At 47.5% G+C, this 26436-nt stretch carries 25 protein-coding genes; 15 read left to right on the top strand and 10 right to left on the bottom strand.

Features of this window, described 5'->3' with window-relative positions:
* The 3 genes from ruvB to ruvA are packed head-to-tail and all read right to left on the bottom strand — an operon-like array spanning position 1 to position 2246.
* Positions 1–1032, bottom strand: coding sequence for a Holliday junction branch migration DNA helicase RuvB (gene ruvB, locus R6242_RS06945; protein WP_130106109.1), 1032 nt, complete (start codon positions 1030–1032; stop codon positions 1–3).
* Positions 1029–1646, bottom strand: coding sequence for a phosphatase PAP2 family protein (locus R6242_RS06940; protein ID WP_318425457.1), 618 nt, complete (start codon positions 1644–1646; stop codon positions 1029–1031). Before R6242_RS06940 ends, ruvB begins: the two co-directional genes overlap by 4 nt.
* A complete protein-coding gene (gene ruvA / locus R6242_RS06935; protein WP_293937462.1) occupies positions 1647–2246 on the bottom strand; it encodes a Holliday junction branch migration protein RuvA in 600 nt (199 codons plus the stop codon).
* A gap of 34 nt (positions 2247–2280) precedes the next feature.
* On the opposite strand from ruvA, the gene R6242_RS06930 reads away from it, so the two are divergent.
* The gene (locus R6242_RS06930; protein ID WP_318425454.1) at positions 2281–3006 is read left to right on the top strand and encodes a transporter substrate-binding domain-containing protein; all 726 of its coding nucleotides are present in this window, start codon (positions 2281–2283) and stop codon (positions 3004–3006) included.
* A 75-nt stretch (positions 3007–3081) separates the two neighbouring features.
* Here R6242_RS06930 and ruvC read toward each other — a convergent pair whose 3' ends face one another.
* Together ruvC and R6242_RS06920 are read right to left on the bottom strand one after the other, a co-directional pair.
* Positions 3082–3603 (bottom strand): crossover junction endodeoxyribonuclease RuvC, encoded by a 522-nt coding sequence (gene ruvC / locus R6242_RS06925; RefSeq protein WP_318425452.1) that lies wholly within the window; start codon positions 3601–3603, stop codon positions 3082–3084.
* Positions 3603–4457, bottom strand: a complete 855-nt coding sequence (locus R6242_RS06920) for an energy transducer TonB (protein ID WP_293937471.1) — start codon at positions 4455–4457, stop codon at positions 3603–3605. The genes ruvC and R6242_RS06920 overlap by 1 nt, the downstream gene beginning before the upstream one ends.
* Positions 4458–4567: 110 nt before the next feature.
* Here R6242_RS06920 and R6242_RS06915 point away from each other — a divergent pair, with 110 nt between their 5' ends.
* From R6242_RS06915 to R6242_RS06895, 5 genes are all read left to right on the top strand, one after another.
* Complete coding sequence (locus R6242_RS06915) at positions 4568–4870, top strand: c-type cytochrome (RefSeq protein WP_293937474.1); 303 nt, start codon at positions 4568–4570, stop codon at positions 4868–4870.
* A 183-nt stretch (positions 4871–5053) separates the two neighbouring features.
* Positions 5054–5470 (top strand): RNA polymerase-binding protein DksA, encoded by a 417-nt coding sequence (dksA, locus tag R6242_RS06910; protein ID WP_293937477.1) that lies wholly within the window; start codon positions 5054–5056, stop codon positions 5468–5470.
* Positions 5471–5482: 12 nt separating this feature from the next.
* Positions 5483–5899 (top strand): Fur family transcriptional regulator, encoded by a 417-nt coding sequence (locus R6242_RS06905; RefSeq protein ID WP_293937480.1) that lies wholly within the window; start codon positions 5483–5485, stop codon positions 5897–5899.
* A gap of 74 nt (positions 5900–5973) precedes the next feature.
* Complete coding sequence (gene aroG, locus R6242_RS06900) at positions 5974–7044, top strand: 3-deoxy-7-phosphoheptulonate synthase AroG (protein WP_293937483.1); 1071 nt, start codon at positions 5974–5976, stop codon at positions 7042–7044.
* A 343-nt stretch (positions 7045–7387) separates the two neighbouring features.
* Positions 7388–7669: a hypothetical protein gene (locus tag R6242_RS06895; protein ID WP_293937486.1), complete on the top strand. Its 282-nt coding sequence runs from the start codon at positions 7388–7390 to the stop codon at positions 7667–7669.
* 55 nt (positions 7670–7724) lie between these two features.
* On the opposite strand, the gene R6242_RS06890 is transcribed toward R6242_RS06895, so the two are convergent.
* Positions 7725–8201, bottom strand: a complete 477-nt coding sequence (locus tag R6242_RS06890) for an E3 binding domain-containing protein (RefSeq protein WP_318425442.1) — start codon at positions 8199–8201, stop codon at positions 7725–7727.
* Between the two features lie 386 nt (positions 8202–8587).
* On the opposite strand from R6242_RS06890, the gene R6242_RS06885 reads away from it, so the two are divergent.
* The 3 genes from R6242_RS06885 to R6242_RS06875 all read left to right on the top strand — a co-directional run bounded on the left by R6242_RS06885 (position 8588) and on the right by R6242_RS06875 (position 11070).
* Entirely contained in the window at positions 8588–9781 is a 1194-nt protein-coding gene (locus tag R6242_RS06885; protein ID WP_318425439.1) for an acetate/propionate family kinase, read from the top strand.
* Positions 9782–9943: 162 nt separating this feature from the next.
* Positions 9944–10702, top strand: coding sequence for a BPSS1780 family membrane protein (locus R6242_RS06880; RefSeq protein WP_318425437.1), 759 nt, complete (start codon positions 9944–9946; stop codon positions 10700–10702).
* On the top strand, positions 10690–11070 hold the full coding sequence (locus R6242_RS06875) for a diacylglycerol kinase (RefSeq protein WP_318425485.1): 381 nt from the start codon (positions 10690–10692) through the stop codon (positions 11068–11070). The genes R6242_RS06880 and R6242_RS06875 overlap by 13 nt, the downstream gene beginning before the upstream one ends.
* 60 nt (positions 11071–11130) lie before the next feature.
* Here R6242_RS06875 and R6242_RS06870 read toward each other — a convergent pair whose 3' ends face one another.
* The 4 genes from R6242_RS06870 to R6242_RS06855 all read right to left on the bottom strand — a co-directional run bounded on the left by R6242_RS06870 (position 11131) and on the right by R6242_RS06855 (position 15748).
* Complete coding sequence (locus R6242_RS06870) at positions 11131–11613, bottom strand: hypothetical protein (RefSeq protein ID WP_293937497.1); 483 nt, start codon at positions 11611–11613, stop codon at positions 11131–11133.
* Positions 11614–11815: 202 nt separating this feature from the next.
* Positions 11816–12952, bottom strand: a complete 1137-nt coding sequence (gene ccsB / locus R6242_RS06865; RefSeq protein WP_318425434.1) for a c-type cytochrome biogenesis protein CcsB — start codon at positions 12950–12952, stop codon at positions 11816–11818.
* Positions 12949–14958 carry a cytochrome c biogenesis protein ResB gene (locus R6242_RS06860; protein ID WP_318425431.1) on the bottom strand — a complete coding sequence of 670 codons (2010 nt, stop codon included), beginning with the start codon at positions 14956–14958 and terminating at the stop codon, positions 12949–12951. Before R6242_RS06860 ends, ccsB begins: the two co-directional genes overlap by 4 nt.
* Positions 14959–15118: 160 nt before the next feature.
* Positions 15119–15748: a c-type cytochrome gene (locus tag R6242_RS06855; protein ID WP_318425428.1), complete on the bottom strand. Its 630-nt coding sequence runs from the start codon at positions 15746–15748 to the stop codon at positions 15119–15121.
* A 107-nt stretch (positions 15749–15855) separates the two neighbouring features.
* On the opposite strand from R6242_RS06855, the gene yihA reads away from it, so the two are divergent.
* The 6 genes from yihA to R6242_RS06825 all read left to right on the top strand — a co-directional run bounded on the left by yihA (position 15856) and on the right by R6242_RS06825 (position 26406).
* Positions 15856–16521, top strand: coding sequence for a ribosome biogenesis GTP-binding protein YihA/YsxC (gene yihA / locus R6242_RS06850; protein ID WP_293937507.1), 666 nt, complete (start codon positions 15856–15858; stop codon positions 16519–16521).
* A gap of 337 nt (positions 16522–16858) precedes the next feature.
* Entirely contained in the window at positions 16859–17242 is a 384-nt protein-coding gene (locus R6242_RS06845; protein ID WP_293937510.1) for a response regulator, read from the top strand.
* Between the two features lie 81 nt (positions 17243–17323).
* A complete protein-coding gene (locus R6242_RS06840) occupies positions 17324–17680 on the top strand; it encodes a response regulator (RefSeq protein WP_374759884.1) in 357 nt (118 codons plus the stop codon).
* Positions 17681–17779: 99 nt separating this feature from the next.
* Complete coding sequence (locus tag R6242_RS06835) at positions 17780–18295, top strand: chemotaxis protein CheW (RefSeq protein ID WP_318425423.1); 516 nt, start codon at positions 17780–17782, stop codon at positions 18293–18295.
* A gap of 167 nt (positions 18296–18462) precedes the next feature.
* Complete coding sequence (locus R6242_RS06830) at positions 18463–20631, top strand: methyl-accepting chemotaxis protein (protein WP_318425419.1); 2169 nt, start codon at positions 18463–18465, stop codon at positions 20629–20631.
* 264 nt (positions 20632–20895) lie between these two features.
* Positions 20896–26406 (top strand): Hpt domain-containing protein, encoded by a 5511-nt coding sequence (locus R6242_RS06825; protein WP_318425416.1) that lies wholly within the window; start codon positions 20896–20898, stop codon positions 26404–26406.
* Positions 26407–26436: the final 30 nt, after the last annotated feature.

The following is a 26436-nucleotide window of genomic DNA, read 5'->3' as shown; positions in this document are numbered from 1 at the left end:
TCAGTCTTTGGGTGTAAAGCCAAAATGCTCGTATGCAGACAGTGTAGCAATCCTGCCGCGTGGTGTTCTTTGTAAAAAGCCTTGTTGGATCAAGTACGGTTCAATCACGTCTTCAATAGTATCGCTTGATTCGCCAATTGCTGCCGCTACGTTGTCTAGCCCTACTGGGCCACCCGCAAATTTCTCTAGGATGGCAGATAAAAGCTTCCTATCCATGACATCTAGCCCAGCGTGATCGACATCGAGCATTGATAGCGCTGCATCCGCTACTTCACGGGTGACATGGCCGTCCGCCCGCACTTCGGCGTAATCCCTGACGCGGCGTAACAGGCGGTTGGCAATACGCGGCGTACCCCGTGATCTTCGCGCAATTTCGAAGGCACCGTCAGGTGCGATATTCACCTTGAGTAATTGTGCCGAACGTGTCGTGATGCGGGTTAGTTCTTCTGGAGTGTAAAACTCTAGCCTTGCCACAATGCCAAATCGATCGCGTAGCGGATTGGTTAGCATGCCTGCGCGGGTGGTGGCACCAATCAAGGTAAATGGCGGTAGGTCGAGCTTTACCGATCGAGCAGCGGGGCCTTCACCTATCATTAAATCGAGCTGAAAATCTTCTAGCGCTGGGTAGAGAATTTCTTCTACTACGGGGCTTAGACGGTGGATTTCATCGATAAACAATACATCGTGTGGCTCTAGATTCGTCAAAATTGCCGCTAAATCACCCGCCCGCTCCAGTACAGGGCCGGAGGTTTGGCGCAGATTTACCCCCAACTCGCGGGAGATAATATGCGCCAGCGTGGTTTTGCCAAGGCCCGGCGGGCCAAATAGTAAAACGTGATCGAGCGCTTCACCGCGTTTTTTTGCGGCTTCAATAAAAATTTCTAATTGCCCACGCGCCTTGGCTTGGCCCACGTATTCGTCAAGTAATTTAGGCCGCAGCGCGTGTTCTTGTTTTTCTTCTTGAGACGACATTTTTTTGCTGCTGATCAAGCGATCAGCAGGCGCAGAAGAGAGCGCATCAGTTTCGATCATGGCAGGCAATCCAGTCGGGTAAAGCGGCTTGTGGCGTAGCAATAAGCCAGCACTACAACGCTGGCAACACTAAAGCCTGCAATGATATCGGAGAAATGGTGTACACCCAGCACTAGCCTAGCCAAGCCGCCCAATATCGCGGCACAAAAGGCGAGGCTAAACCAAAGGCTACGTTGCTGGGGGCGGTAGTGAGTGGCGATGATGGCTAACACAAAAGACATGATCCAAGCGCTCATGGCGTGGCCACTGGGAAACGATGGGCCGTGGGCGGAGGCTAAGAATTCTAGGCTAGGCCTTGGGCGCAGAATGGTAAATTTGAGCAGGGCATTCAGTACCCAGCCGCTCAAAATAGCCAAGGGTAGGCCGATTGCATCCCAGCGCTGGCGGGTTTTATTCCAGATGCAGCCACTAATGGCCGCTGCCAGTAGCAGGGATCCAAATGCGCTGCCAAACCAAGCTAACACTTTGCTTGCCGTAATGAAGGCCTGAGGGCCACCGTAAAGCGCGTTGCCGATAGCATCATCGAATGCATTGAGCTGCGGAGTGCCTAAAGCTGCGGCCAGAATAATAAAAATAAGGGTGCCGGCAAGGGCGGTGATAGCCAGTGTTCGCATTTAAATTTTAACCAGTTGTTTAAGGGCACGTCGAATGCCATCAGACACATCAACATCCGTCGCGAGCTCTTTGACCGCGCTACTGGCTTCGCGTTCGCTATAACCTAAGGCAATTAATGCATGGTGCACATCATCTTTATTTGATGCAGGCGTTTGAAACAGTGCGCTTTTATCGCTTACAGCAGTCATAATAGGTAGGTTGTTTAGCTTACCTCGTAGCTCGAGCACCAATCTTTCTGCGGTTTTTTTACCAATTCCAGGCACTTTAGAAAGGCGAACAAGGTCTTCTGCGGCAATGGCTTGTGCCAGCTCGTCTGCATTCATACCAGATAAAATAGCCAGCGCAATTTTTGCGCCAATACCGCTTACTTTAATGAGTGAGCGGAACGTATCGCGTTCTGGTTTGGTGGCAAAGCCATATAAAAGTTGTGCATCTTCACGAACAACCATGTGAATAAATAAGCCTACTGGCTGCCCTAGGTGGGGCAGCACATAAAACGTGCTCATTGGCACATCTACTTCGTAGCCCACGCCATTGGTTTCAATCACAATTTGTGGGGGCTGTTTTTCGATCAGGGTTCCGGAAAGGCGTCCGATCATGATGTGCATCTCTAAAGGAAAGCGGGGAGTATAAATGCCTGAGATTAGCTTGACGAATTGGACGTTAGGTATTTTTTGCTGGGTCTGTATGCTGCAAGTCCATGCAGCGCCTGTTCGATTGCTGACGCAGCAACAATTACCCTATAGCAATCAGCAAATGGATGGCCGCCAGAGCGGAATTGCTTTGGAGACGGTACGCTGTGTAATGATTAAGTTACAGCGCTCTGTGGATATCAAGTTTGTGCCTTGGAAGCGCGCACAAAACCTCGTTGAATTAGGCGAGGCGGATGGGTTTTTCTCTGCTTCACAAAATAGTGAGCGAGATCGCTACGCGACGCTTTCGCAAATGATTGCTCCACAGCAGTGGCGTTGGTATTTTCGCTCCGAAAGCTTGGCCAAACCTTTGAGCGAGGAATTTCGCCTTTCTGCAACGGTAGGGGCTTATTTTGGTTCCAATATGCTGACGTGGTTAAAAAATGCTGGTTATCGCATTTATGCCACGCCGCCAGCACATGATCAGCTATTAAAAATGCTGCTTGCTGGCCGAGTGGATGCGGTGCTGGCTAGTGATTTGGCCATGAATGAGGCGATTCATTTGGCCCATGTAGAGCAAAAAGTACGCTCTGAATTACAAGAAGATAAACCGTTAGGCGTGTATTTTTCGCATCATTTATTAAAAGAAGAGCCTGATTTCTTATCCCGCTTTAATGCCCAACTGCCATCTTGCCGCGTAAAGGTTCAAAGCGCTTGGCAATCTTAAACGCTGCAGGGGCGCGGCAAGCAGCACCCATTTCAGCCTAGGCGCAGCAAGCAGCACCCCTACATTTGTTAATAATTAAGCTAGCCGCCCACGTTTAATAGTGAGGCCTAAGCTGGCGAGTTGCTTCATCGCGCCGCTATCGTGCTGGGCGTGGGTGAGGGCAACGGCAAGCGCGTCGGCAGCGTCAGATTGCGGTGCACCGTTTAGACGTAGCATGCGTTGCACCATTTGGCTGACTTGCTCTTTATCGGCGTGGCCATTACCTACCACGGCTTGTTTGACTTGCAGCGCGGTATATTCGCCGATAGGCAAATCAGCCAATACTAGCGCCGACATCGCCGCGCCCCGCGCCTGGCCTAGCATTAATGTGGATTGTGGGTTGACGTTTACAAACACAATTTCAACCGCAGCAATATCAGGCTTATAGGTTTCAACCACCTCTGCAATGCCACGCAAAATAGATTTGATGCGGGCGGCTAATTCCCCGCCAGGGGTGCGAATACAGCCTGAAGCGACATACGTTCGGTTTTGCCCATCGACATCAATCACACCAAAGCCGGTTACTCTAGAACCGGGGTCAATTCCTAGAATACGCATTAATCGTTGCCTAAAACGGTATCGCCCTTGGCAAAGGTCCAAGTGCGGCTGATGCTAATGACATCGGTGTCTTTACGAATCTCATCAGGAAACTTACCAAAGGGCGCGGCCATTTTTACGATGCGTAATGCGGCAGCATCCAGCTCCTTATTTCCCGAAGACTTGCTGATTTCTGCTTTACGCACATTGCCATTGGCATCAATTTCTACTGAAACCAATAAACGGCCATACATTTTATTGCCTTGCCCATCTAGCGGGTAGGTGAGCGCACCGACACGCTCCATTTTCATCCGCCAATCTTCAACATAGCGGGCAAAACGATATTCACGCGCCCTTGCACCAATAAAGGCCATACGAGGCCGGCTTTGATAAGCACTGGTTTGCTTGCTGATTTGTGCCGCTAAACCGGCAATTTCACGCGCTTGTTGTTTTAATTGCTCGCTATCTTGGCCGGTATCCGCCACTTGCGTGCTTTTGCCTAGGTCTTGTGCAATATGGGTGTCGGCTTTGAGCTGCAGCATGAGTTTTTCTGCGTCAGCTTCAAGTTTCTTTTGTTGCTCTTTAACTCGTTCCACTTCTTTAGATGGCAAATTATCATTGGCAGGTAAAGGCGATTTAACGTGCTGATTGGCCACATCGGTATTGCCACCACCATTAAGGTTGGCTTGGGCAAGTGCATCGGCTTTAAGCGCATCTTGTAGAGTGCGCTGATTAACTAATACCACTTCAAGTGGCTGTGCAGAAAAGAGTGTTTTAGGGTCGGGCATTACAAACTTCATGCCAAAAATTGGAACGGCATGGGCCAGTATCGATAACATGACGCCCAGAGCCATAAAACGTTGCGCTCTATCCATTTTTAGCCCGTACATACTTAAGATTTTTAATCGCGGGAGTGTAGCACAGCGCTGGATACTCACTTGCTGCTAAAATAGTTCATTCATCTACCTGTAAGGATAAATAAATAATGATTAAGTATTTTTTACCGCTATTACTGGTCTGTACACCTTTAGTTTGGGCCGAAGATGGCGCCAAGGTCGCTGCTAAATACAATTGCTTGGGATGCCATGCAATTGATAGTAAAATTGTAGGTCCATCTTATAAGGATGTTGCGACAAAATATCGCGGACAAAAAGATGCAGAAGAGATGTTAATGAAAGAAGTACGTGCAGGTTTGCCAGGCGGAAAATGGGGAAAAATTCCTATGCCAGCACAGCAAATTGAAGAGAAAGATTTAAAAATTATTATCCATTGGGTGTTGTCTCATTAATACCATACCGCCCGTATGGCAAAACGAGTTATTGCATTGCGGCTGCGACTTGATTATGCTGCCTCCCCATTTGGTGGGGTGTATGCTCGTAAGTTTATGTTCTGTCTAGTATTTGTTTCAATATGATGAAACAACGCAGCAGCACACACGCCCCGCCCCCATTTGCAGAAAGGGAGAACCACCATGGCCAAACTCACGGAACAAGAAATCATTAGCTGGAACGGTTCAGAAGATGATTACATGAACCCGGATCACCTCGAGTTTTTCCGGGCTAAGCTTCTGCAAATGAAAGCAGAGCTTTTGGCGAATGCCAATCAGACCAGCCAACACTTGCAAGAACAAGAAGCCACGCCAGATCCAGCGGATCGCGCCACTTTGGAAGAAGAGTACGCATTAGAGCTGCGCACGCGAGATCGTGAGCGTAAGCTGTTGATGAAGATCGACTCCACTTTGCGTAAGCTAGACGAGGGTAACTACGGTTACTGCGAAGACACGGGTGAGCCTATTGGCTTGCCGCGTTTAGTGGCGCGCCCTACCGCCTCCATGTCATTGGAAGCGCAAGAGCGTCGTGAACGTATGAAAAAACAGTACGCAGATTAATGTGCTGTTTTGATGAGTAATAGCGCTGAGACAATCGCTAAAGCGCGAGATTTAGTCGCCCAGACCCGTGCCCGCACAACGCCAGCACGGGTGCGGGTGCTGGCGGCCTTACTGGATGCACAGCGGCCGCTATCGCATTTAGATGTCTTGGCTGCGCTGCAGCCTGCCATTGATCGTGTCACCGTTTATCGGGTGCTTGATTGGCTAAATGAACAACATTTGGCGCATAAGCTATCTGGGGATGATCGAGTTTGGCGCTTTTCTGTTGCACCTGCTCCACACCATCATGCGCATTTTCAGTGTGAAGAATGTGGGCGTTTTTTCTGTTTAGAAAATGTTAGCAGCGATTTACCTGTAAGCTTACCTGCGCAATTCATGGCACGTACGGTGGAAATCACAGTTAAAGGCATTTGCGCCGACTGTCGATAGACGCTAATCTCTTCCCTCCACATAGAAACTCAAAACTTGCCGCAGTGTAGACGGCAATGCGACAGGGGAAGCATATGCAATACCAAACAGATGACGTCCGTATTCGTGAAATAAAAGAACTACTCCCCCCTATTGCGGTGATGGAAAAATTTCCAGTCAGTGAAGTGGCTTCCGTTACGGTATTTGAAACTCGTCAAGCGATTCAACGCATCCTGCAAGGCTCGGATGATCGCCTGTTAGTGGTGATTGGCCCCTGCTCGATTCACGATACAACGGCTGCCCATGAATATGGCGCTAAGTTAAAAGTGTTGCGCGAGTTGCACAAAAACGATCTTGAAATTGTGATGCGGGTTTACTTTGAAAAGCCACGTACTACGGTAGGTTGGAAAGGTCTAATTAATGATCCTTACCTAAATGGCAGCTTCAACATCAATGATGGCTTACGTATTGCACGTAAATTGCTGGTTGATTTAAACAATGAAGGCATGCCAACCGCCGGTGAATTCCTAGACATGATTACGCCACAATATATGGCGGATCTAATGAGCTGGGGTGCAATTGGCGCGCGTACTACAGAATCACAAGTGCACCGTGAATTAGCTTCAGGCTTATCTTGTCCAGTTGGCTTTAAAAACGGTACCGATGGCAATTTAAAAATTGCTCTTGATGCGATTCGCGCATCTAGCCAATCTCACCACTTTTTGTCTGTGACCAAAATGGGCCATTCGGCGATTGTGGCTACGGCTGGCAATCCTGATTGCCATATTATTTTGCGTGGCGGCAAAGAGCCTAATTTTGATACCAATCATGTACAAGCTGCGGCGGCAGATTTAGCTAAAGCGGGTTTGCCACAAAAAATCATGGTTGATTTTAGCCACGCCAATAGCAGCAAAGATTACCGCCGCCAAGTGAATGTATCGGCCGATGTGTGTGCTCAATTAGCCCGCGGTAATAATGCGATTTTTGGTGTGATGGTTGAAAGTCATATTGTGGGTGGTCGCCAAGATCATGTGGAAGGCACTCCGCTGACCTATGGGCAATCGATTACCGATGGTTGCATTAGTTGGGATCAAACCGAAACCATGCTGATCGATTTGGCTAAGGCGGTGGTTGATCGCCGTGCAATTGCCAAGGTGCATATTTAATAGCTTGATGGTTTAGCCCTTTAAAACGCCTCGTTGATCGAGGCGTTTTTGCATTTAAAGTCAAGAGCTTGCTTATGTAAGGGCGCAGCAAGCCGCTGCCCCTGCTGAGGTTTTCTTATGGCTTGTGGCTGCTGTTTTTATGCATTGCATAACATCTGCTAGTGCATTGAAAACGCGATAAAAACCATTTGTTGAGTTGCTGTGGCTTATCTTTCCTGACCGTAGGGCATGGAATTGCTGGATTTGGTGAGACTCTTTACTAATATTGAAAATCGGCTGGCTTGAATAAGATCTTTTACGGTACTGATTTAAACCAAGGGATTAGCTAATAAGGAGCAAGTCCATGCAATTTGATGAAGTTATTCCAGATCATTTTAATATTATTTCTCGCACCCCACTGCCCCATGTCTTGATTGAGCAAGCGCTGATGCAATTAGGAGGAGGGGGGATTGAGGGCACTAATTTCAAGCGTAATGCTTTGCTCTCCGCGGGTTGGAAGCATGCCAGTGTGGTGTCGTATGGTAAGCACCCTACAGAGGCAGCTTCCGCGTTTAATGTAGTTCGCGCAGTGCTAGCTGCAAGCCAAAACCCTACAGAAATTATGGAAAAATTACAGGAAAAATAAAAGATACAGAGTGCTTAAAGCATGCCATGCAATGGATGTAGATTGCTTCAACTCATTAAGAGTTGCACCTAGCATCTAACCATTGCAGCATGATCGAGCGCACATGGGCTTCTACATCGGCAATTTCAATCGATGGCCCCTGCGGAGTCACTGTACTTAGATCAACGCCTAATTTGGCGGCAAGTTGGGCCGCCAATGGGCTGACGCTGAGTAGAGGGGCCGCGGGCCAATCAAGTTGGCAAGCGCTGGCAAAAGATAACTCTTCTGTGCCAAACATTTGCACGGGTACTTCTTCGATTTCCATTTGCAAGAGCAAATCACCACAGGCTACCGTTTCTGTTAGCGTCACCATCATATGAGAAACCCAGCCTGTTTCTGGAGCGCAGATTTCTACTAATTCACCTCCACATTTCAAAGTAAGTAGTGGCGTATTTATTTGGACATGCTGGCCAGGCAAGATATGTAAGGCTGTTACGCTGGCTGTATTGTCTAGTTCGGGTACGCAAATCAGGTGCGTGGTAAATGCCGTCATGGTGAATATGCACCTATTTTGGGATGATTTAGCTTGATTTTGGCCAATACGGGGTGATTTGGTGTTGCTTAAAATATGCAGCAGTAATTATTCCGTTGCGGTGCAGCATCGCTGTTTTTAACATTCGCCCCTACAGGGCAATTGTTATACGGATATTACCTCAGCAGCTAAGTGATGCTCAGCAAAATGAAGTAGTTCACGAAAACCACAAAAGTTATTGGGGCGTAGCAAGCATGGCCCTTTTTTCGCATGTGTAAGCTCAGGGAAGAAACGGTGATCTACCTGCCTTGAAGTTTGCTAGGCTAGGTGATTGTTCTGATCTATCGATACAAGCTAGTGCTAAGGCGATGCCTATCACGGCCAGTGCAATACTTAAGGAGTAGTTTATGAGTGAGTTGGTTCTAGTTATCAATGCCGGTTCGTCCAGCATCAAGTTTTCCCTGTTTGAAACCGGCGCAGCTGACCCTGTTTTGCTCTTTAAAGGCCTGGCTGATGGGATCTATGTTGATCCAAAGTTTGTAGCCAAAGATGCAGCTGATAACAAGCTGGTGTCTGAATCTATGCCAGCCGATATGCCTAAAAATCATGATTCTGCATTGCGCCATATGTTGGCTTGGTTAAATAGCCATATTAATGGCCGCCATATTGCGGCGATTGGCCATCGCGTGGTGCACGGTGGTTTAAATTTCTGCCATCCAGTACGCATCACAGAAGAGGTATTAAAAGGCTTGGATGAGACCGTGCCTTTGGCTCCTTTGCATGCACCGCACAATATTATGCCGATGCGTGTTTTGGCCCAACTATTGCCGGATGTGCCACAAGTAGCGTGTTTTGATACCGCTTTCCATCGCACCCAGCCTGAGCTTGAGCAGCAATACGCGCTGCCATATGAATTTAGCGAGCAGCATGGTATTCGCCGCTATGGCTTCCATGGCCTGTCTTATGAATATATCGCCAGCGTATTACCTACCATTGATGCCAAGGCAGCGGCAGGGCGCACTGTAGTGGCTCATTTGGGCAATGGCTCGTCGATGGCGGCTTTGCTTAACTGCGTATGCCAAGCGACCACCATGGGCTTCACGGCCTTAGAAGGCCTGCCTATGGGCACACGTTGCGGTACGATCGATCCAGCGCTGGTTCTGCACTTTATGAGCCATCTAAAAATGGATGTGGCGCAAATTGAAGAGCTGATGTACAAAAAATCGGGCTTATTGGGCATGTCGGGTATTTCTAGCGATATGCGTGATCTACACGCTAGCAAAGACCCACATGCAAAATTTGCAGTCGATTACTTTGCTCACCGTGTAGTACGTGAAGCGGCTTCTTTGGCGGCTGCGATGCAAGGCTTTGATGCGCTGGTGTTTACTGCAGGTATTGGTGAAAACGACGATATTGCCCGTGCTACCGTGTGTAATGAATTGCGCTGGATGGGTGTGGAGCTGGATGAGGTAGAAAACGCTAAGCGCTCTGGTGAGCCGCGTTGCATCTCGCTGCCAAGCAGCCGTATCCCTGTTTACATTATCCCAACCAATGAAGAGCTGATGATTGCTCGCCATGCTTTAAAGTGTGTAGCAGCTTAAATACCTAGCCATATCAAACGGCCACTGGAGATGATCCATGTGGCCGTTTTTTTTGCGTATCTAATTACCGATTCAACCCTGAAATGGATTTTGTTTGGTTTAACTTTGAAGCCGGTTCACGTATCCTTCAGGCCTTGCCGGAGTCCGAGTGGACAAAAAATAATGGATAAAGACACTGTAATCGATTTATTGCCAGAACCGCGTCGTCTAAAGGCTGGGCGAGGCTGGCAGTGGTATGTGCAGGGATTCAAGCTATTTCGTCGCCAACCAGGCATGTGGATTGTGCTGGCGCTGCAATTTCTAGTGTTAGCTTTGCTGGCCAGCGTGCTGCCTGCAGTGGCCGCTATAGCCTATACCCTAGTTTCGCCGGTTCTTTCTGCGGGTCTATTCTTAGCCGCTAAGCAATGCGATATAGGAAATAAAGTGGGCCCATTGGATTTATTTGCCGCTTTTAAGTCTGAGGTAAAACCATTGCTGCGGATTGGTTTTATTAATGTGCTCGCCGTTCTGCTGGTTACGGTATTGCTGAGTTTATTTGGTAATCAAGGCAGCTTGGCAGATATCACTCCAGGAACTTTGCCTACACCCGAACAAATGAAATCATTGTATTTGCATACTTCACTTAATTTAATTTTGATGACGCCGATGATTTGTGCCGTTTGGTTTGCTCCGGCTCTGGTTTTGTTTGAAGGATATACGCCGCTAGAGGCGATGAAATTGTCTTTTACCGGCGTTTGCCGTAATTGGCAGGCGTTTTTAGTCAGTGGTTTGATTACAATCGTTCTGTGTGTTTTCTCAGCATTTACTTTATTGCTGGGCTTATTGATTGTGCTGCCTGTCATGATGTTGATGCAGTATGCAGCTTACCAAGAAATTTTTGAAGTAACGCCAATTGGCATTGATGGAGCATCCGCGTGCTAGAAAGTCCATTTAAAGGAAAAACAGGAGTTGCCCGTGTTTTGAACGCACTGGGCTATTCTTTAGACGGCTTAAAGGCCGGTTGGTTAAATGAAGCGGCTTTTCGCCAAGTCAGTTTATTGGCATGCATAGGGATTGCCTGCGCTTTTTTTATTCCAGGCTTGCCCCATTGGGGGCGTGCAATTTTGATTGCCAGCCACTTTGCCACCATGATTGTGGAATTGCTGAATTCAGCGATTGAAGCGGCAGTTGACCACACCTCGCTAGAGCGGCATGTACTTGCTAAACGTGCTAAAGATTTAGGCAGCGCAGCGCAATTGGTTTGTTTATTGAATTTAGCCCTGATGTGGTGTTTGGTAGTGTTAGGCTAAGTTTTGTGCTTTATTTGAGGCTTGATGAGTTAATTAAAGTCTTTTTAAAAAGTCCCATTGTTATAGCGATGGGACTTTTTTATTCCACCCTAAAGCCGATTTAATTTGTTTTAAGTAAGCATAAGCCGTTACTTCATGGCCAGCATCACATAATAGTTTGTGCCAATGTTCTAATACTGTTTCTAGCCCCGCTCTATTTTGAATAAGAGCAAAGTCTTGTTCTAAAAAGCGATCGAGCTTGCCTGCCAAATACTGCTGATTACTCATAAACATCATTTTGTATACTTGCGCTAAGGCTTGCTTATCAATCCCTTCAAGGCCAATTTGGTTAAGGGCACTTACTTCTTCGACCATTTTTAGTAGCTCTAGCCGAGCCAAGCCTTCTTCTAGTTCATCTAAGCTCATGGCTTTAAGCAATTCACTGCGTGTTCTTTTGCCATCAAGCATAATCAGCAGGCGACGTGCCGTGGAAGAAAGCAAACCACTACGCTCGTCGATTTCCTTATTGCCTTTGGCCGTTTTACGGTAGCACTGCTGATCCATTGATGATGACCAAATAGAGTTGTGTTGGATGAGATTACTCCAAGACCCTATATAAGCCAACATTAAAATATTAAATGTTTACTTAAAGTTAATTTATCTGACATTAAATTGTAACGGTGGCTTAGAAAGAGGATTGGGCTTAAAGTTTAAGCAAAAAAATCGCCCCATATAGAGGCGATTATTATTAGGTAAGAGTGGCTTATTAAAGGCCGCCGTAGGAATGTAAACCAGATAAAAACATATTCACGCCAATAAAGGCGAAGCTAGTAACAAACAGGCCAATTAGGGCCCACCAAGCTAATACATTTCCTCGCCAGCCTTTTACTAAACGCATATGCAGCCATGAAGCGTAATTGAGCCACACGATGAGTGCCCAAGTTTCTTTTGGGTCCCAGCTCCAGTAGCCGCCCCACGCTTCGGCTGCCCACATTGCGCCTAGAATGGTGGCAATCGTAAAGAATAAAAAGCCGATAGAGATGGCCTTATACATCACCTCACCCAACGTTTCGTAGCTAGGTAGGCGGCTGGCTAAAATGCCTTTGGAAACTAGCAGCTGAGCCGCTGCAAGCCCTGCAGACAGGGCAAAAGCACCGTAGCCAACAAAATTAGCCGGTACGTGAATCTTCATCCACCAAGATTGCAGAGCGGGAATCAATGGTTGAATCTCGTGGGCTTGGCGATCCACGCTATACCAAAGAATAAAGCCCACCGCCGCCATGATAATAGGCAGCACAAATGCGCCCATGGTTTTGGCTTTACCCTGATTTTGAAATTTCTGTTCGTAATACAAATACATCAAAGTGGTGATCATGCAAAACAGAATAAATACTTCGTAAAGATTAGAAACGGGGATATGCCCCACGTCTGCCCCAATCAAATAGCTTTCGTACCAGCGCACCAGTTTAGACACCAAGGCGGCTGAAGCGGCCGCCCAAGTGAGGTTGCTGGCGATGTCTAAAGCGGTGTTGGAGCGGCGCAACATACCCAACCAATACATTAAGGTGGCGAGTAGATAAAGCACGCACATCCACATTACTGCCGATTGGCTGGATAAAATATATTTCAGCCAGAATACGCTTTGCCCATTGGCAAGGTTGCCTTGGTAGAGCGATATCCCCGCAAGGGCAAAGAGGGCACTGATAGGCAGAAAGATGCGCATGGCAGGCCAAAAGCGGCCAAACCACACAATGGCTGCTATGGCCCCAAGCAAGATGCCTTCTTCGTAATAATCCATAAAATTGGCGTAGCGCTTATACGCAAACAGGCCGCCAGCAATAATGACAAAGGCAAACAGCATGTCAAATAGCGATACACGGCGTTTGGAGATAGTGAAACTCATGGGGTTTTTCCTTCGGCCAAATCCGAGCTGAGCTCGGCAAATTCTCGATCTAGATCGGAGTTTTTGCGATTGCTACTCATCGCGATCAGGGTTTTTCCACCAGCAAGGCGAACCCAAACGCGATTTTCACGAATATAAAACATGCAGAAAATGCCGATTACCAATAATAGCGAGCCAAAATAGACAATGTTTTGCCCAGGAGCGCGGGTAATTTGAAAGCCGCTGGCTTTGACTTCTTCAAAGCTATTGGCGGCTAACCATACCGGTGGGCCATATTCAAATAAGCTGCTCACCGCCACTAAACTATCCATCAAAAAGCGATATTGCGTTTCATCCATGGGTAATACCGCCAGCCCCGCTTTTTCTTGCGCCACATCCATCACGTCAATAACGGCACCTTGCAAGATCTTGATATAGGTTTGGGCTACGGTTTGGCGCTGATCTTTAGGTACTTTTTGCTCGAGGAAGCTTTCAATTGCGGGAAAGCCACCTTCGCTAAAGCGCATCAATACGCCGCTCGTTACATCACTAAATTGCGCTTCGCCGGCCTTAGAAATACCACCACTTTGGAAGGCTTTAGCGGCAGTACGGCGGGCAATTTCTGGGTAGAGCGATTTATTCAGCAGGGCCGCACGTAAACGCATAAAGGTGTTAGCTTCTAGCTCCTTATCCAGTGGAATACGTACAAACTGAAAGGGTGCTGCCACTTCGGTACGCATGCCGGTGACGGCATAGCCCGCGCCTTTTTCAAAGAATGGTGCAAAGTAATTGAGGTACTCAGTGGCTTGGCCATTTTTATCGCGTAATTTAAATTGAATCGACGGGCCGATATTTTTTAAATTGTGCTCGCTTTGCACCGCTTGTGCGGAGGCCATGGCTTGGGCGAACTTGCTCACCGCCATAGTGTTATTGGCAACCTTGCCCATATTTTCAATATTAAACGCGCGAAAATCGCCCATTTCTAATTGATAAGGCTGGCCATTAATTTGTATAGCTTGGGTGGCTTGTGAGCGGGCAATCAGTGGCCGTGCCGTATTGCTGTTTAAATCCCAGCGCTGCATATCGAGCTTGGAGCCGCCATCGCTAAAGCTGGCTTGATAAACCGCTACCCCATTGTAAATTAATGGTTTATTAACTTCGACTTTGGCTCTTTTAAGTACTTTGCCGGTTTTCTTATCTAGCAAATCGATATCACTGGCAAACAACTTGGGCTGGCCGGTGGAGTAATGTTCGATATGAAATTTATTTAACTTCACAGCAAAGGGCAAGTCTTGGACAAAATAACCTTGGCCTGCATTTAAAAACACCACATCACCTACCGTGCCCTCGGATAGGGTGACGTTGCCACGGAAAGATAAATTATCTTCGGGTAAACGGCTTTGTGCGGGTACTTTACTCTGGGGTAAATCACGTGTTTCTGGTGTTTTAAAACCAAATAACTCGGTGAGCTTGAGGGGTACATTACCGTCTAGCAAGCCACCCACACAAATTACCACAATCGCAGCATGGGCAAATAAATAGCCTAAGCGCTGAAAGCTGCCTTTCTTAGCGGCAATGAGCACATGGCCATTTTCTTCTTTAACTCGGCTACGGTAGCCGCGATTAGCTAGCGCATCGATCACCTCCCCGGCCGCAAGCTCACGATCAAGCTCGTGGTGGTGCGACATTAAACGTAGCGAATTCTGTGTGGCGTTTTCACGATAGCCACGTACATCCCGCCATATTCCAGGCCACTGTCGCCAAATGCACAGGCTGGTAGAGAGCACTAAAAAAACCAAAATGAGCAAAAACCACACGCTGTGGTAAACGTCGAATAGACCGAGCGGATGGAAAACTTGAAACCAGAATTCACCAAATTCAATTTTGTAGTTTGGATAAGGCTCGTTTTGCTTGAGCACGGTGCCAATCATAGAGGCGATAGCCAGAATGCTTAGCAGGCTGACGGCAAAGCGCATGGACGAGAATAGCTCGTATAGTGCTTTAGAAAAGGAGGTTTTGGGTGTCATAAGATGTCAAAAAGGGGCAAAAGCCCCTTGGTCTGGGGATCTCTAGTGGTGAATGTAAGCTGTGACATTTGCACGAGAGATCCCTGATACCGGAAAAAGTTCCAGTAGGGAGTGGCAGCGCGTGCTCACTAAAGAGCAAAGTGCTGCCGAATTAAGCTAATCAATGTAGAGCTTGGATGTACTCAGCCACGGCTTTGATTTCGTTGTCAGACATTCTGCTCGCAATATCTTGCATAACCTGATTGTTGGCACGGCTGGCATTAGGATCTTCGCTGCGGAAAGCATTTAGCTGAGTCAGCACATAGGCTGAGTGTTGGCCACCCATACGTGGATATTGTCCTGGAATGCCAGCGCCAGAAGGGCCGTGGCAGGCCATACAGGCTGGAACACCCTTGGCCATTACGCCACCACGATAGATCTTTTTACCTGCTTCGATTAGCGCTTTATCAGAAGCGCCACGATCCTTAGCTTGTTGGGTAGAGAAATAGGCGGCAATGTTTTGCATGTCTTCAGGGGACAAAGGCGCTGCCATACCCATCATTACGGGATTTTTGCGCTTACCGGCCTTAAATTCGGTCAATTGTTTTACAATATATTCAGGATGTTGGCCTGCAAGGCTAGGATTGGCAGAAGCCGCACTATTGCCATCTACGCCATGACAGGCCGCACAGACTTGATCAACCAGTATTTTACCTTTAGCCGGATCTGCTTTTGTGCTGCCGGCGGCAAATGCGGTCGGGGCCATCATCAAAAGTGTGGCAATGATTGCTGCAACAGGCGCACGGCGCATAAGTATTATCCTCAAAAGTGCAATGTGGCCGAGCTGAACCGGCCGACGATCATTCAAATGCTGGTATTCTATAACAAGACCTGTTCACAAACCACAGTGGTTACCCAATGTCGCTTTTTCAAGGCTTGCAATTCCTGACAACCGTCAATGACCTGAAGGCTCTTCCGGCTGACGGTATGGAAGTTGCATTCGCCGGTCGTTCCAACGCCGGCAAGTCCAGTGCTATTAATACACTGGCCAACCATACGCGGCTTGCCTTTGTTTCTAAAACACCAGGCCGTACTCAACACATCAACTATTTTCAATTTGGTAATGCGAATAACCGCCTTGTGGATCTACCTGGCTATGGCTATGCCGAAGTACCTGTGTCAGTTAGGCAACACTGGGAAAGATTGCTTAGTCAATATCTGGTCCGTCGGACAAATTTAATCGGCCTTGTGCTCATTATGGACTCCCGTCGCCCACTTACTGATTTAGATCGGCAGATGCTGAATTGGTTTCGCCCGACGGGTAAGCCGATTCATTGTATTTTAACTAAGTGCGATAAGCTGAATCGTCAGGAACAAATTGCGATTTTACGTAAGGTAGAAGCGGAGTTTGCTGATGAGGCGATGATTACCGTTCAGCTCTTTTCTAGTTCTAAAAAGTTAGGTGTGGATATCACGGAAAAGGTTGTTGGTGGTTGGTTTGACGCCATGAATTACCGTGAAGAAATGCTTGCTGCAGATGATGACATAGACGAGGAAAATTCAGAACCGACAGACGGGGAGTGATCTAGCTTGCAGTTCTATGTCAACGTCCTATCTTGACTTTAGGTGCGCCCCTGCACCTCCCGCTTTTTCCTCCCTGAGCGGGTACTTTGGCAACGTGCCAAAGCGTATATAACCCCGGTCGATGTATGCTCTGACCGGGGTTTCTTTTTTCTATTTCACCTATCTTTGACTTATTCGCTTAGTAATCCTTTAGAATTGTCTTATATTGCGGTGCAGTAGCTGCTCGCCGTAGATACAATGTGGTGTTCGTGCTGTGGCGAGTATATGATCTTTCGCTGCAGAAATGAGTTGAGTAATCCGCAATACTGCTTCGATAAAAGAACAGGAGAGGAATGCAATGTCAAAGCTCGCCGGAATAAAAGTCATGGTGATTGATGACAGCAATACCATACGTAGAAGTGCAGAAATTTTTCTTGGCCAAGCAGGGTGTGAGGTTATTCTTGCCGAAGATGGCTTTGATGCCTTGGCTAAAATCAGTGATCGCTTGCCTGATGTGATTTTTGTTGATGTCATGATGCCAAGACTAGATGGCTACCAAACTTGCTCGCTGATTAAAAAGAATCCACGCTATAAAATGACGCCCGTTATTATGTTGTCCTCTAAAGATGGTTTATTTGATCGTGCCAGAGGCAGAATGGTGGGCTCTGATGAGTATTTGACTAAGCCTTTTACTAAAGACAGCCTATTACTGGCTGTTGGTGCACATATCAAACTTACTTAACCTTGCATTTAGCAGTGCTATAAATCAAAGGTTAACCGAGCTTAGTACTTGATTTTATTTATGGGTAAAACATCAATGAGTATTAGAAAAATTTTAATCGTCGACGATTCGCCAACAGAGCGCCACTTTTTGGGCGAATTGCTCAATAAAAATGGCTTTCAAGTGTTGACTGCCGAATCAGGCGAAGAAGCAGTGGCAAAGGTCAAAGAAATTATGCCTGACCTGATTTTAATGGATGTAGTGATGCCGGGCATGAATGGCTTTCAAGCAACACGTACCATTAGCCGTGATGAAGCCACAAAACATATTCCAATTATTATGTGTACGTCTAAAAACCAAGAAACAGATATGGTATGGGGACGTAGACAAGGTGCAGTAGAATATGTAGTTAAACCAGTTGATTCTCAAGAGTTGCTTGCTAAAATTGCAGCATTGTAAAATTTTAAATCGATCACGCAATAAGTAATTTATTTTATTTAAAAGTAAATTAAATAACTTATTGCGTTTTCAAATGCCTGCCTATTAAGCGGAAAAATAATGGCCAAACGGATTAGTCTGCGTGAATATCAAGAAGGGGTAATGGCACGTTTAAGAAGCGTTGCAGCTACCGCTCAAGTAGATGCCCGTTTGGGTGTGAAGATAGGCGGGGAGAATTGGCTGCTCGATTTATCTGATGTTGCTGAAGTGATGCCTTTACCTACTATATCGCCTGTTCCTTTGGTACATGCATGGTTTAAAGGTGTGGCAAATTTGCGAGGTAATTTAGTCAGCGTCAGTGATTTAGCCGCATTTATTGGCGCAGGCAGCTTATCTGCTACGCCTGCAGCTCGATTATTGCTTTTGCATCCTCGGCATATACTGCACTCGGCTATTTTGGTGGATCGGATGTTAGGTTTAAAGCATTTGGCAGATTTAACGCCAGATCCTGCATTAGAAAAGTCTGGGAGTTGGGTTGGGGATGCCTATCGTGATGCCGCAGGCATTACTTGGCGTGGTTTAGATATTAAAGCTTTAGTTGCACAGCCTGCTTTCTTGCAAACAGGCCAAATATAATTATTCTTTGAAAAATATCGCCGCTCTTTAAGTACATTTATCGATGATAAACTGTATGTTTAAAGAGTATTCGAGCGAGTAGCGATCACGCATGAGCGTTATTTTTCAAGAGATTGTTCATTTGCAGCATTCATTAAAAACATATACGGGATCGGGAGTAATAAAAAATGGCACTAAATCTGGATGGCGTAAAGCGCCTCTTTTCCGGACTTAAAAAAGCAGCTCCTGTTCCAGAAAATTATGAGCCTGCAAAATCAACAATTATGGGCCGGATCAGTTTGCCTGATGCCGACGATTCAAAACTAAATAAACCCATTCCTTTGATTGGGGGATTGCCGCTACGGCAGCAAATGGCTTTATTACTGATTGTGATGTTAGTTTCAGCGGCCTTGTTTATTGTTACGGCCTTTGTTGCTTTTCAAAGCTCTTCTTTTAACGCCGAACGTCGTGCGGTTTCAACTGAAATGCAGATGCTTTCACAGCGTATTGCGCGTGCATCTACGCAAGCGGTACAGGGTAAGCCTGATGCGTTTGCCACCCTTAAAGACGCCTATGGCAAGTTCGATAGCAATTTAACGCAATTATCGGCGGGTGATTTTTTCTTTAATTTATTGGCAAGAAGTCCTGATCAACTTATTAATTCGGTGCGTCAAACATGGGCGCAATCGTTTGCACCAAACAAATCTCGGCCAACAGTAGATACCATTCTTAAGCAAGAAAAAGCATTGGTGACGCTGGGTCAATCGGTGGCTTCGATTAATAGTACGGATGCCTCATTGCTGGAAAACACTCAGCAATTCTCCACCATGCTTGGGGAGAATGGCGGCACGATGCGTGAGTTGGATTATGCTCACCAACTATCCATGCTGTCGCAACGGATGGCTAAAAATGCTAATGCGGTTTTGGGTAGTGATTTAATTAACCCAGAAGTGGTGTTTTTATTGGGTAAAGATGTATCGGTCTTTAATGAAATCGTGACGGCATTTTTGGATGGTAAAAACCCAGAATTACCTATTCGGGCGATTTCTAGCTCGCAAATGGCGAGCAAATTAAATGACATTCGTACCCGCTTCCATGATTTTGAGGTGGTAGTTACTTCCTTCTCTAAAAACATGCAGCCCTTGGTGAGCTCGCGTTTGGCCAACCAAACTATCGTGCTAGATTCTGAAAAACTACTGAAAGAAACCAGTGAATTAGCCGATACCTATGAAAATAGAGTGGGTGGTTTTTTAATTAATGCTTTGCAAGTGATTTTTATTGTTGTTTCTTTGCTGGCCCTGTTTTTACTGGTACGCACATTTAACCAAGAAGCGGTACGTCGTCGCCTAGTGCTAGAAGCTGAAAACAAAAAGAATCAGGAAGCTATTTTGCGCTTGCTGAATGAAATGGCCGACTTGGCTGACGGTGATTTGACCGTGCGTGCTTCGGTAACTGAAGATTTGACCGGTGCGATTGCCGATTCGATTAACTACACCATTGAAGAGCTGCGCTCTCTGATTACCAAAATTAACCGTGCCACCGGCCAGGTTAACTCTGCCACTCAAGAGGCACAGGGTATTTCGGATGAATTACTAGCCGCTGCAGAACGTCAGTCTACTGAGATTAAAGACACCAATAGCACGGTTGAGCAGATGGTTACGTCGATTCGAGGCGTATCAAGCAATGCTGCTGAATCTGCCAACGTGGCGCAATCGTCCCTGATGGCCGCTGAAAAAGGTGCTGAAGCGGTACAGAATCAGATTAAGGGGATGGGTGAGATTCGCGAGCAGATTCAAGAAACTGCGAAACGGATTAAACGCTTGGGTGAAAGCTCACAAGAAATTAGTGAAATTGTTGAATTGATTTCTGACATTACCGAACAGACCAACGTTTTGGCGTTGAATGCAGCGATTCAGGCGGCGGCGGCGGGTGAAGCGGGCCGAGGCTTCTCGATTGTTGCGGAAGAAGTGCAACGCTTGGCGGAGCGCTCCGGCGAGGCGACCAAGCAGATTAGTGCGATTGTGAAAACCATTCAAACCGATACCCACGATGCGGTTGCCGCGATGGAAGTGTCAACACAGGGTGTGGTTGAAGGGGCCAAGCTATCAGATGCCGCTGGCCGTGCGCTGACCGAGATTGGGCAAGTTTCGCGTGATTTGGCACGTTTGATTGAATCGATTGCGCATGAAACCGAAGATCAAACCTTGCTGGCGAGTAAGGTTAATACCTCAATGCGCGACATTTTGGCGATTACTGAGCAAACCTCGGCAGGTACCAAGCAATCTGCAACCGCGGTGGGGCAGTTGACTGCTCTGGCGCAAGAGCTGAAAGACTCGGCATCGGGCTTTAAGCTTTAAGTTGAAAAGTATGTAGGTGGGTTGGTAGATCTGCCTATATGTATCGCTAAGACATTTGTCATAAAAAAATACTACTTTTCAATAGAGTGTGTTTTTTCTTAGGTCGGATGAAACCTGCCATTTTTAGCTTTTTGATGCTTAAATTTGGCGGGTTGCGCCCTAAGTTTTCATCCTGCAGACATTGGCTTAACTTGATACGTATAGGGCGGCTTGTAAACCCGCCTTCACCAATGATTATTAGTGTCACTTAAAAATAGGCTTTAAATGAGCGCGCATACCGAATTCGATCTGGGCTCTCTGGTCTGGGTCAAGAGCGAAATCGAGCAAACATTACAAAAAGCAGCGCAAGCGCTGGCTCAGTTTGGCGAGACCAACGATAGTGCACTGCTTAAGCATGCTCGTACTTTTTTGCATCAAGCCCATGGTGCTGTGCAGATGGTGGAGCTCACTGGCTTGGCGCGTTTTTGCGAAGAGATTGAGCAGGCGCTCGTATTTGATGAGCTCAGTGCTGATGCCCTAGAGGTTATTCAGCGGGGGATTGCCGAAGCCAGCCATTACTTAGAGCAGCTCTCTGCCGGAGCGCCTAATCAGCCACTTAGATTGTTGTCTAGTTTTAAGAAAATGGCGGCTTTACGCCAAACGACGGAAAGCGGCGCTGAATTATTTTTCCCGCAATTATCCGAATTAGTGCTGCCCTTAGGATTGCCGGTAAAAAATTTACCGGCTGCGGATATGAGCGGCTTTATTCGCTTGCGTCGGCAACGTTTTGAGGCTGGCTTGCTAAATTGGATTAGCAAAGATGTGGGTGCCGCCAGCATTATGGCGAAAAGTTTGGCAGAGATTGCCGCGACGCAGCCCAATGTTGTTTCTCGGCATTTTTGGTGGGCAGCTGCGGGCTTGTTAGATGGCCTAAGCAGCCACCGCGCATCGGCGGATATCGATTTTAAAACGCTTATCTTGCGGCTCAATTTACAGCTACGCCGCTTAAGTGATGGCTCTGGCAAGGTGGCTGAGCGGCTGTATCGCGATATTTTATATGCTTTATTAATCATAGAAACGACGAGCCCTTTGGCGCTTGGGCTGCGTAAAGCCTTTGCCTTGGAGAGTTTATTGCCAAGTAAAGATGCTGATTTGCTCTCGCCAGCGGCTGTTTTGCGTAAGCAGCTGGCTCGCAGTTTGCGTGAAGATCTGGCGGTATGTAAAGACACGTGGAGCCGAATTTGTTCGGGTCAATCCGAGCGTCTGGTCGCCTTTTTAGCCGATTTTGAGCCTTTGGCCGTCCGTTCTGCCCCTTTAAGTATTCCTGGTTTAGATGATTTATGGCAGGCGCTGCATCAGGCGATTCACCGCTTAAATCGACTTGCTCCTAGCGATGGCCAAGCTTTGGAAGTGGCAACAGCGCTATTGTTGATCGATAACGGCTTAGCCATTTACCCACTCTTGGCCGATGATTTCCCTGCGCAAGTGGATGCAATGAGCCAGCGCTTGTTAAATCCATCTTTAAATAGCGAAGTACCTCATTTAGATGCGGTATCACGCCAAGCGCAAGAGCGTCTTTTGCAAGCGCAGCTAGCGCATGAAATGCGTAGCAATTTGCAAATGGTTGAAGATGTGTTGGAAGGATGGTTCCGTAATCCTGATCACAATTCAGAACTGGTTAAAGTGGAGCCTAGCCTGCGTCAAATTCAAGGCGCACTGCAAATGCTGGATAAGCACCAGGCGGTTGAGTTATTGCAGCTATGCCAAAAGCGGATTGAGCAATTTGTCCGTAGTGAATTATTGCTGCCCGCTCAAGAAGAGCTAGAGCTCTTGGCTGAGGGCTTATCTAGCCTTGGTTTTTATCTGGATGATATTGCGCAAAGCCGCGATGAGCCTGCGTCTTTGCTGGGCATGATTGATAAGCTATCCGGCGCGCTGCCGGTCGATTCTTTGGCAGATAGCTTGCTTGAGGTGCTAGAAGAAGAGCCAGAGCTGGAGGCCATTACTACGATTGTGGCCCCGCAGGCAGACCCATCTAAGCCTTTGCCGGTGTCAGATGCTGCGGTAGATGCCGAATTGCTTGAAGTGTTCTTAGAAGAAGCTGCAGAGGTCTTGGCTAGCATTGCAGAGCAGCTACGGATTTGCCAACAGACCCCGCACGATCGCGAAGCACTCACCGTTGTAAGACGCAGTTTCCATACCCTAAAAGGCAGTGGTCGGATGGTGGGCTTGAATCACTTGGGGCAAGTGGCTTGGGCGATAGAGCAGCTGATGAATAAGCTGATGCAAATTGAACGCCCAGCGAGTGCGGAGTTAATTGATTTGCTTGATCAAGCACATCGGGCGTTTTCTGGCTGGGTGCAGCAGCTTTCTACCACTGGAGCGGCGCTGATTGAGGCGAGTGATTTAATCGCCTTGGTAGACAGAATTAAAGAACAATTGGGTGAGGCTGCTCTAGCGCCAGTAGAGCACATACATTTATCAGTAGATCCTGAGCAGGCAGAAAACGATGAAGTGATGATCGGCACCGTAACCGTGTCTGCATCGCTGTTTGCGCTATTTTGTAATGAAGCTTTGCAATATCTGTCGACCTTGCAAAATAAGAATAGTGACCCATCGGCCTATTTACTGGCGGCACATACCTTGGGAGGCATTGCCTCGACGGCGGGTTTCCGTAGCTTAGGCGAGCTAGCCTACACCCTAGAACATGTGGTGCAGCAACTCGGCGAAATGGTGATTGCAGACGAGCCTGTGCTAGAGCAGGCGGTGAATCGTATTGCTTCTATGCTAGGGGCTATTTTTGCGCTGGAAGCACCGGGCTTTGCGGAGGCAGAGATTCTTGCGCTGCAAAAATTGCGTGCTCAACCTTTTGATATTTCTTTAGATGAGGAAGCAGAAGTAGCGCCGCTTGATTTAGATTTGTATGAGCCCCATAGCGAAGCTGCAGAAGCTCCATTAGAGGCCTCTTTAGACCTTAGTGAGGGCAAATTAGAAGAGCCGGCTGAGTTGACTACGGCCACCGATGCTCTTGAATTGTCCTTGCTAGATAGCTTGTTAGCAGAGCCATTCCTAGCCGATGAAGATATCGAACAGGCCGATGACGCGGAAGCTGGCATTGCTCCTCATATTGAATCGCCTGTATTAGACGGCTTATTAGCAACAGAGCCATCTCTTGCCAGTGAAAGTATCGAGCAGGCCACTGACGCGGAAGCTGGCATTGCTCCTCATATTGAATCGCCTGTATTAGACGGCTTATTAGCAACAGAGCCATCTCTTGCCAGTGAAAGTATCGAACAGGCCGTTGAGGTGGAAGCTGGCATTGCTCCTCGTATTGAATCGCCAGTATTAGATGGCTCATTAGCAATAGAGCCGTCTCTTGTCGATGATGCTGAGCAGGCCCAAACAGCCAGCGCAAACGAGCTAGAAAATATTGCCTCGCCCTTATTAGATGGGTTGCTGGACGTTGATTCTTTAAGTGGCATGGCAATACCTGCTGAGCTATTGGATGAGGTTGAAGAGGAAGTTGAGTTTGAACAGCACGCGGCCCTTGCCGATTTGCTGGAGATCGACCCTGCATCATTAGATCCCTTGTTAGATAAGCACGATTTACAGCGCAAAGCAGAGCTAGATAGCGAGCAGTCTGACGATATTGATGAGCAGCTCTTGCCGGTGTTTATTGAAGAGGCCGATGAGCTGATACAGCAAATTAGCGCGTCATTGCGCGGCTTGCGTTTGCCAGAGCCTGATGAAAAAGATGCCCGTGCCTTAGCGCGTGTTTTACACACCTTTAAAGGCAGCGCGCGAATGGCCGGTGCGATGCGGATGGGTGAGGTTATCCATCAGATGGAGAGCCGCTTGCTGGCCGCTGGTAGCCATTACTCTGCATCGCTATTAGATGCATTTGATGCCGATTTTGATTTGATTCAAATGCTGGCCGATGAGCTAAAAGGCGGCAAGAAGCCGGAAGAAGTCATTGCTCCTGTTGCTGTACAGCAGGCGGAAGTTGATACCAGTACCACGATCCGAGTGAAATCAGAGCTGATGGATCAGCTGGTGAATCAGGCCGGTGAGGTATCGATCGCCAGATCGCGGATCGAAGCTGAAATGCTGACGATGAAATCATCCCTGCTCGATTTAACCGAAAACGTCAACCGCCTACGCAGCCAGCTGCGTGAGATGGAGATCCAAGCCGAATCGCAAATGCAGGCCAAGGTGAAAGAGCACGAAGGGCATGAAGCTAACTTTGATCCGCTCGAATTCGATCGCTTTACCCGCTTGCAAGAAGTGACCCGCTTTATTGCTGAAAGCGTGAATGACGTGGCCACTATTCAGCAAAACTTGTTGAAAAATCACGACGATTCTAGTTCGGCGCTATCCCAACAAGCGCGGATGACTAAGGAGCTGCAACAAAGCCTGATGCGGGTGCGCATGGTGCCGTTTAGTAGCTTGTCTGAGCGTCTTTACCGCCTGACTCGTCAGACCGGTAAAGAGGTTGGCAAAAAGGTCAACTTGGAATTACGTGGTGGCCGAGTAGAAATCGATCGTGGTGTGCTCGATCAAATGATGTCGCCGTTTGAACATATGCTGCGAAATGCCATCGATCATGGCTTAGAAACCACCGAGCAGCGGCTTGCCTTAGGTAAGCCAGAGTTTGGCGAAGTACAGGTAGAAGTGCGCCAAGAAGGCAATGAGCTGGTCTTGCTGCTAAAAGACGATGGCAAGGGTTTGGATTTAGCCAGCTTGCGTACTAAAGGGCTTGAAAAAGGCCTGATCAATAACAATGCCAGCGATCAAATGATCACGGAGTTGATTTTTGAGCCGGGCATTAGCACCGCTAGCAGTCTAACCACCTTATCTGGCCGTGGTATTGGCATGGATGTGGTGAAGAATAAGCTAGGGGACTTGGGTGGCCGCATTGAGGTGAGCAGCGAAACCGGCGTAGGCACCACGTTTACGATTTATCTGCCGCTGACCTTAGCAGTTACGCAAGTGGTTTTGGTGAAGGCTAATGGCCAGCAATATGCGATTCCATCAGGGATGGTAGAGCAGGTACAGGAAATTAAGCTGGGGCCACTGGAGCATATTTATGAAAATCGCTTCCAAGAATGGATGGATCATCGTTATCCCTTTGCTTACTTCCCAAGGTTGTTAGGCGATACCCAATCTGTACCAGAGCAAAAACGCTATAACACCGTGATATTGCTGCGTAGTGGTAGCAGCCGTATGGCCTTGCATGTTGATGAGCTGCTGCGTAATCAAGAGGTGGTGGTGAAGGCGATTGGGCCGCAATTAGCGCGGATTCCAGGCGTAACCGGCGCAACTGTGTTGGGTAACGGCGACGTGGTGATGATTATGAATCCACTCTCGCTGTTGGCTCGTGGTGAAACACGCAGTACCGCGATTCATATCAGCCCAGAAGCACTGAAAACCACGCCGGTAGTGATGATTGTGGATGATTCACTGACGGTGCGTAAAATCACAGGGCGGCTATTGGCTAAGGAAGGCTTCCAAGTATTAACGGCCAAAGACGGCTTAGACGCATTGCAGCAGCTATCGGATATCAAGCCAGATGTGATGTTGGTGGATATTGAAATGCCACGTATGGATGGCTTTGAGTTTACCCGTAATGTGCGCGCCAATGAGGGAACACGGCATATTCCTATCATTATGATTACCTCGCGCACGGCAGATAAGCATAAAAACTATGCATTTGAGCTGGGGGTAAATACCTTCCTTGGTAAGCCTTACCAAGAAGAGGAGTTGCTCGGCCATATTCGCGGGTTTATTCAGGCTTAACTCACCGTAATAAAATGCTGATAGGGCACG

Origin of the sequence: Iodobacter sp. CM08, from assembly GCF_033446605.1 — a bacterium.
GTDB lineage: Bacteria > Pseudomonadota > Gammaproteobacteria > Burkholderiales > Chitinibacteraceae > Iodobacter.
The sequence above is the reverse complement of the archived record's forward strand: the minus strand, read 5'-3'. Positions and strand labels throughout refer to the sequence as shown.

Bases quoted from the DNA above. Each gene is read 5' to 3' on its own strand.
- ruvB (WP_130106109.1), bottom strand. From the start codon at position 1,032: ATGATCGAAACTGATGCGCTCTCTTCTGCGCCTGCTGATCGCTTGATC.
- R6242_RS06940 (WP_318425457.1), bottom strand. From the start codon at position 1,646: ATGCGAACACTGGCTATCACCGCCCTTGCCGGCACCCTTATTTTTATT.
- ruvA (WP_293937462.1), bottom strand. From the start codon at position 2,246: ATGATCGGACGCCTTTCCGGAACCCTGATCGAAAAACAGCCCCCACAA.
- R6242_RS06930 (WP_318425454.1), top strand. From the start codon at position 2,281: ATGCCTGAGATTAGCTTGACGAATTGGACGTTAGGTATTTTTTGCTGG.
- ruvC (WP_318425452.1), bottom strand. From the start codon at position 3,603: ATGCGTATTCTAGGAATTGACCCCGGTTCTAGAGTAACCGGCTTTGGT.
- R6242_RS06920 (WP_293937471.1), bottom strand. From the start codon at position 4,457: ATGGATAGAGCGCAACGTTTTATGGCTCTGGGCGTCATGTTATCGATA.
- R6242_RS06915 (WP_293937474.1), top strand. From the start codon at position 4,568: ATGATTAAGTATTTTTTACCGCTATTACTGGTCTGTACACCTTTAGTT.
- dksA (WP_293937477.1), top strand. From the start codon at position 5,054: ATGGCCAAACTCACGGAACAAGAAATCATTAGCTGGAACGGTTCAGAA.
- R6242_RS06905 (WP_293937480.1), top strand. From the start codon at position 5,483: ATGAGTAATAGCGCTGAGACAATCGCTAAAGCGCGAGATTTAGTCGCC.
- aroG (WP_293937483.1), top strand. From the start codon at position 5,974: ATGCAATACCAAACAGATGACGTCCGTATTCGTGAAATAAAAGAACTA.
- R6242_RS06895 (WP_293937486.1), top strand. From the start codon at position 7,388: ATGCAATTTGATGAAGTTATTCCAGATCATTTTAATATTATTTCTCGC.
- R6242_RS06890 (WP_318425442.1), bottom strand. From the start codon at position 8,201: ATGACGGCATTTACCACGCACCTGATTTGCGTACCCGAACTAGACAAT.
- R6242_RS06885 (WP_318425439.1), top strand. From the start codon at position 8,588: ATGAGTGAGTTGGTTCTAGTTATCAATGCCGGTTCGTCCAGCATCAAG.
- R6242_RS06880 (WP_318425437.1), top strand. From the start codon at position 9,944: ATGGATAAAGACACTGTAATCGATTTATTGCCAGAACCGCGTCGTCTA.
- R6242_RS06870 (WP_293937497.1), bottom strand. From the start codon at position 11,613: ATGGATCAGCAGTGCTACCGTAAAACGGCCAAAGGCAATAAGGAAATC.
- ccsB (WP_318425434.1), bottom strand. From the start codon at position 12,952: ATGAGTTTCACTATCTCCAAACGCCGTGTATCGCTATTTGACATGCTG.
- R6242_RS06860 (WP_318425431.1), bottom strand. From the start codon at position 14,958: ATGACACCCAAAACCTCCTTTTCTAAAGCACTATACGAGCTATTCTCG.
- R6242_RS06855 (WP_318425428.1), bottom strand. From the start codon at position 15,748: ATGCGCCGTGCGCCTGTTGCAGCAATCATTGCCACACTTTTGATGATG.
- yihA (WP_293937507.1), top strand. From the start codon at position 15,856: ATGTCGCTTTTTCAAGGCTTGCAATTCCTGACAACCGTCAATGACCTG.
- R6242_RS06845 (WP_293937510.1), top strand. From the start codon at position 16,859: ATGTCAAAGCTCGCCGGAATAAAAGTCATGGTGATTGATGACAGCAAT.
- R6242_RS06835 (WP_318425423.1), top strand. From the start codon at position 17,780: ATGGCCAAACGGATTAGTCTGCGTGAATATCAAGAAGGGGTAATGGCA.
- R6242_RS06830 (WP_318425419.1), top strand. From the start codon at position 18,463: ATGGCACTAAATCTGGATGGCGTAAAGCGCCTCTTTTCCGGACTTAAA.
- R6242_RS06825 (WP_318425416.1), top strand. From the start codon at position 20,896: ATGAGCGCGCATACCGAATTCGATCTGGGCTCTCTGGTCTGGGTCAAG.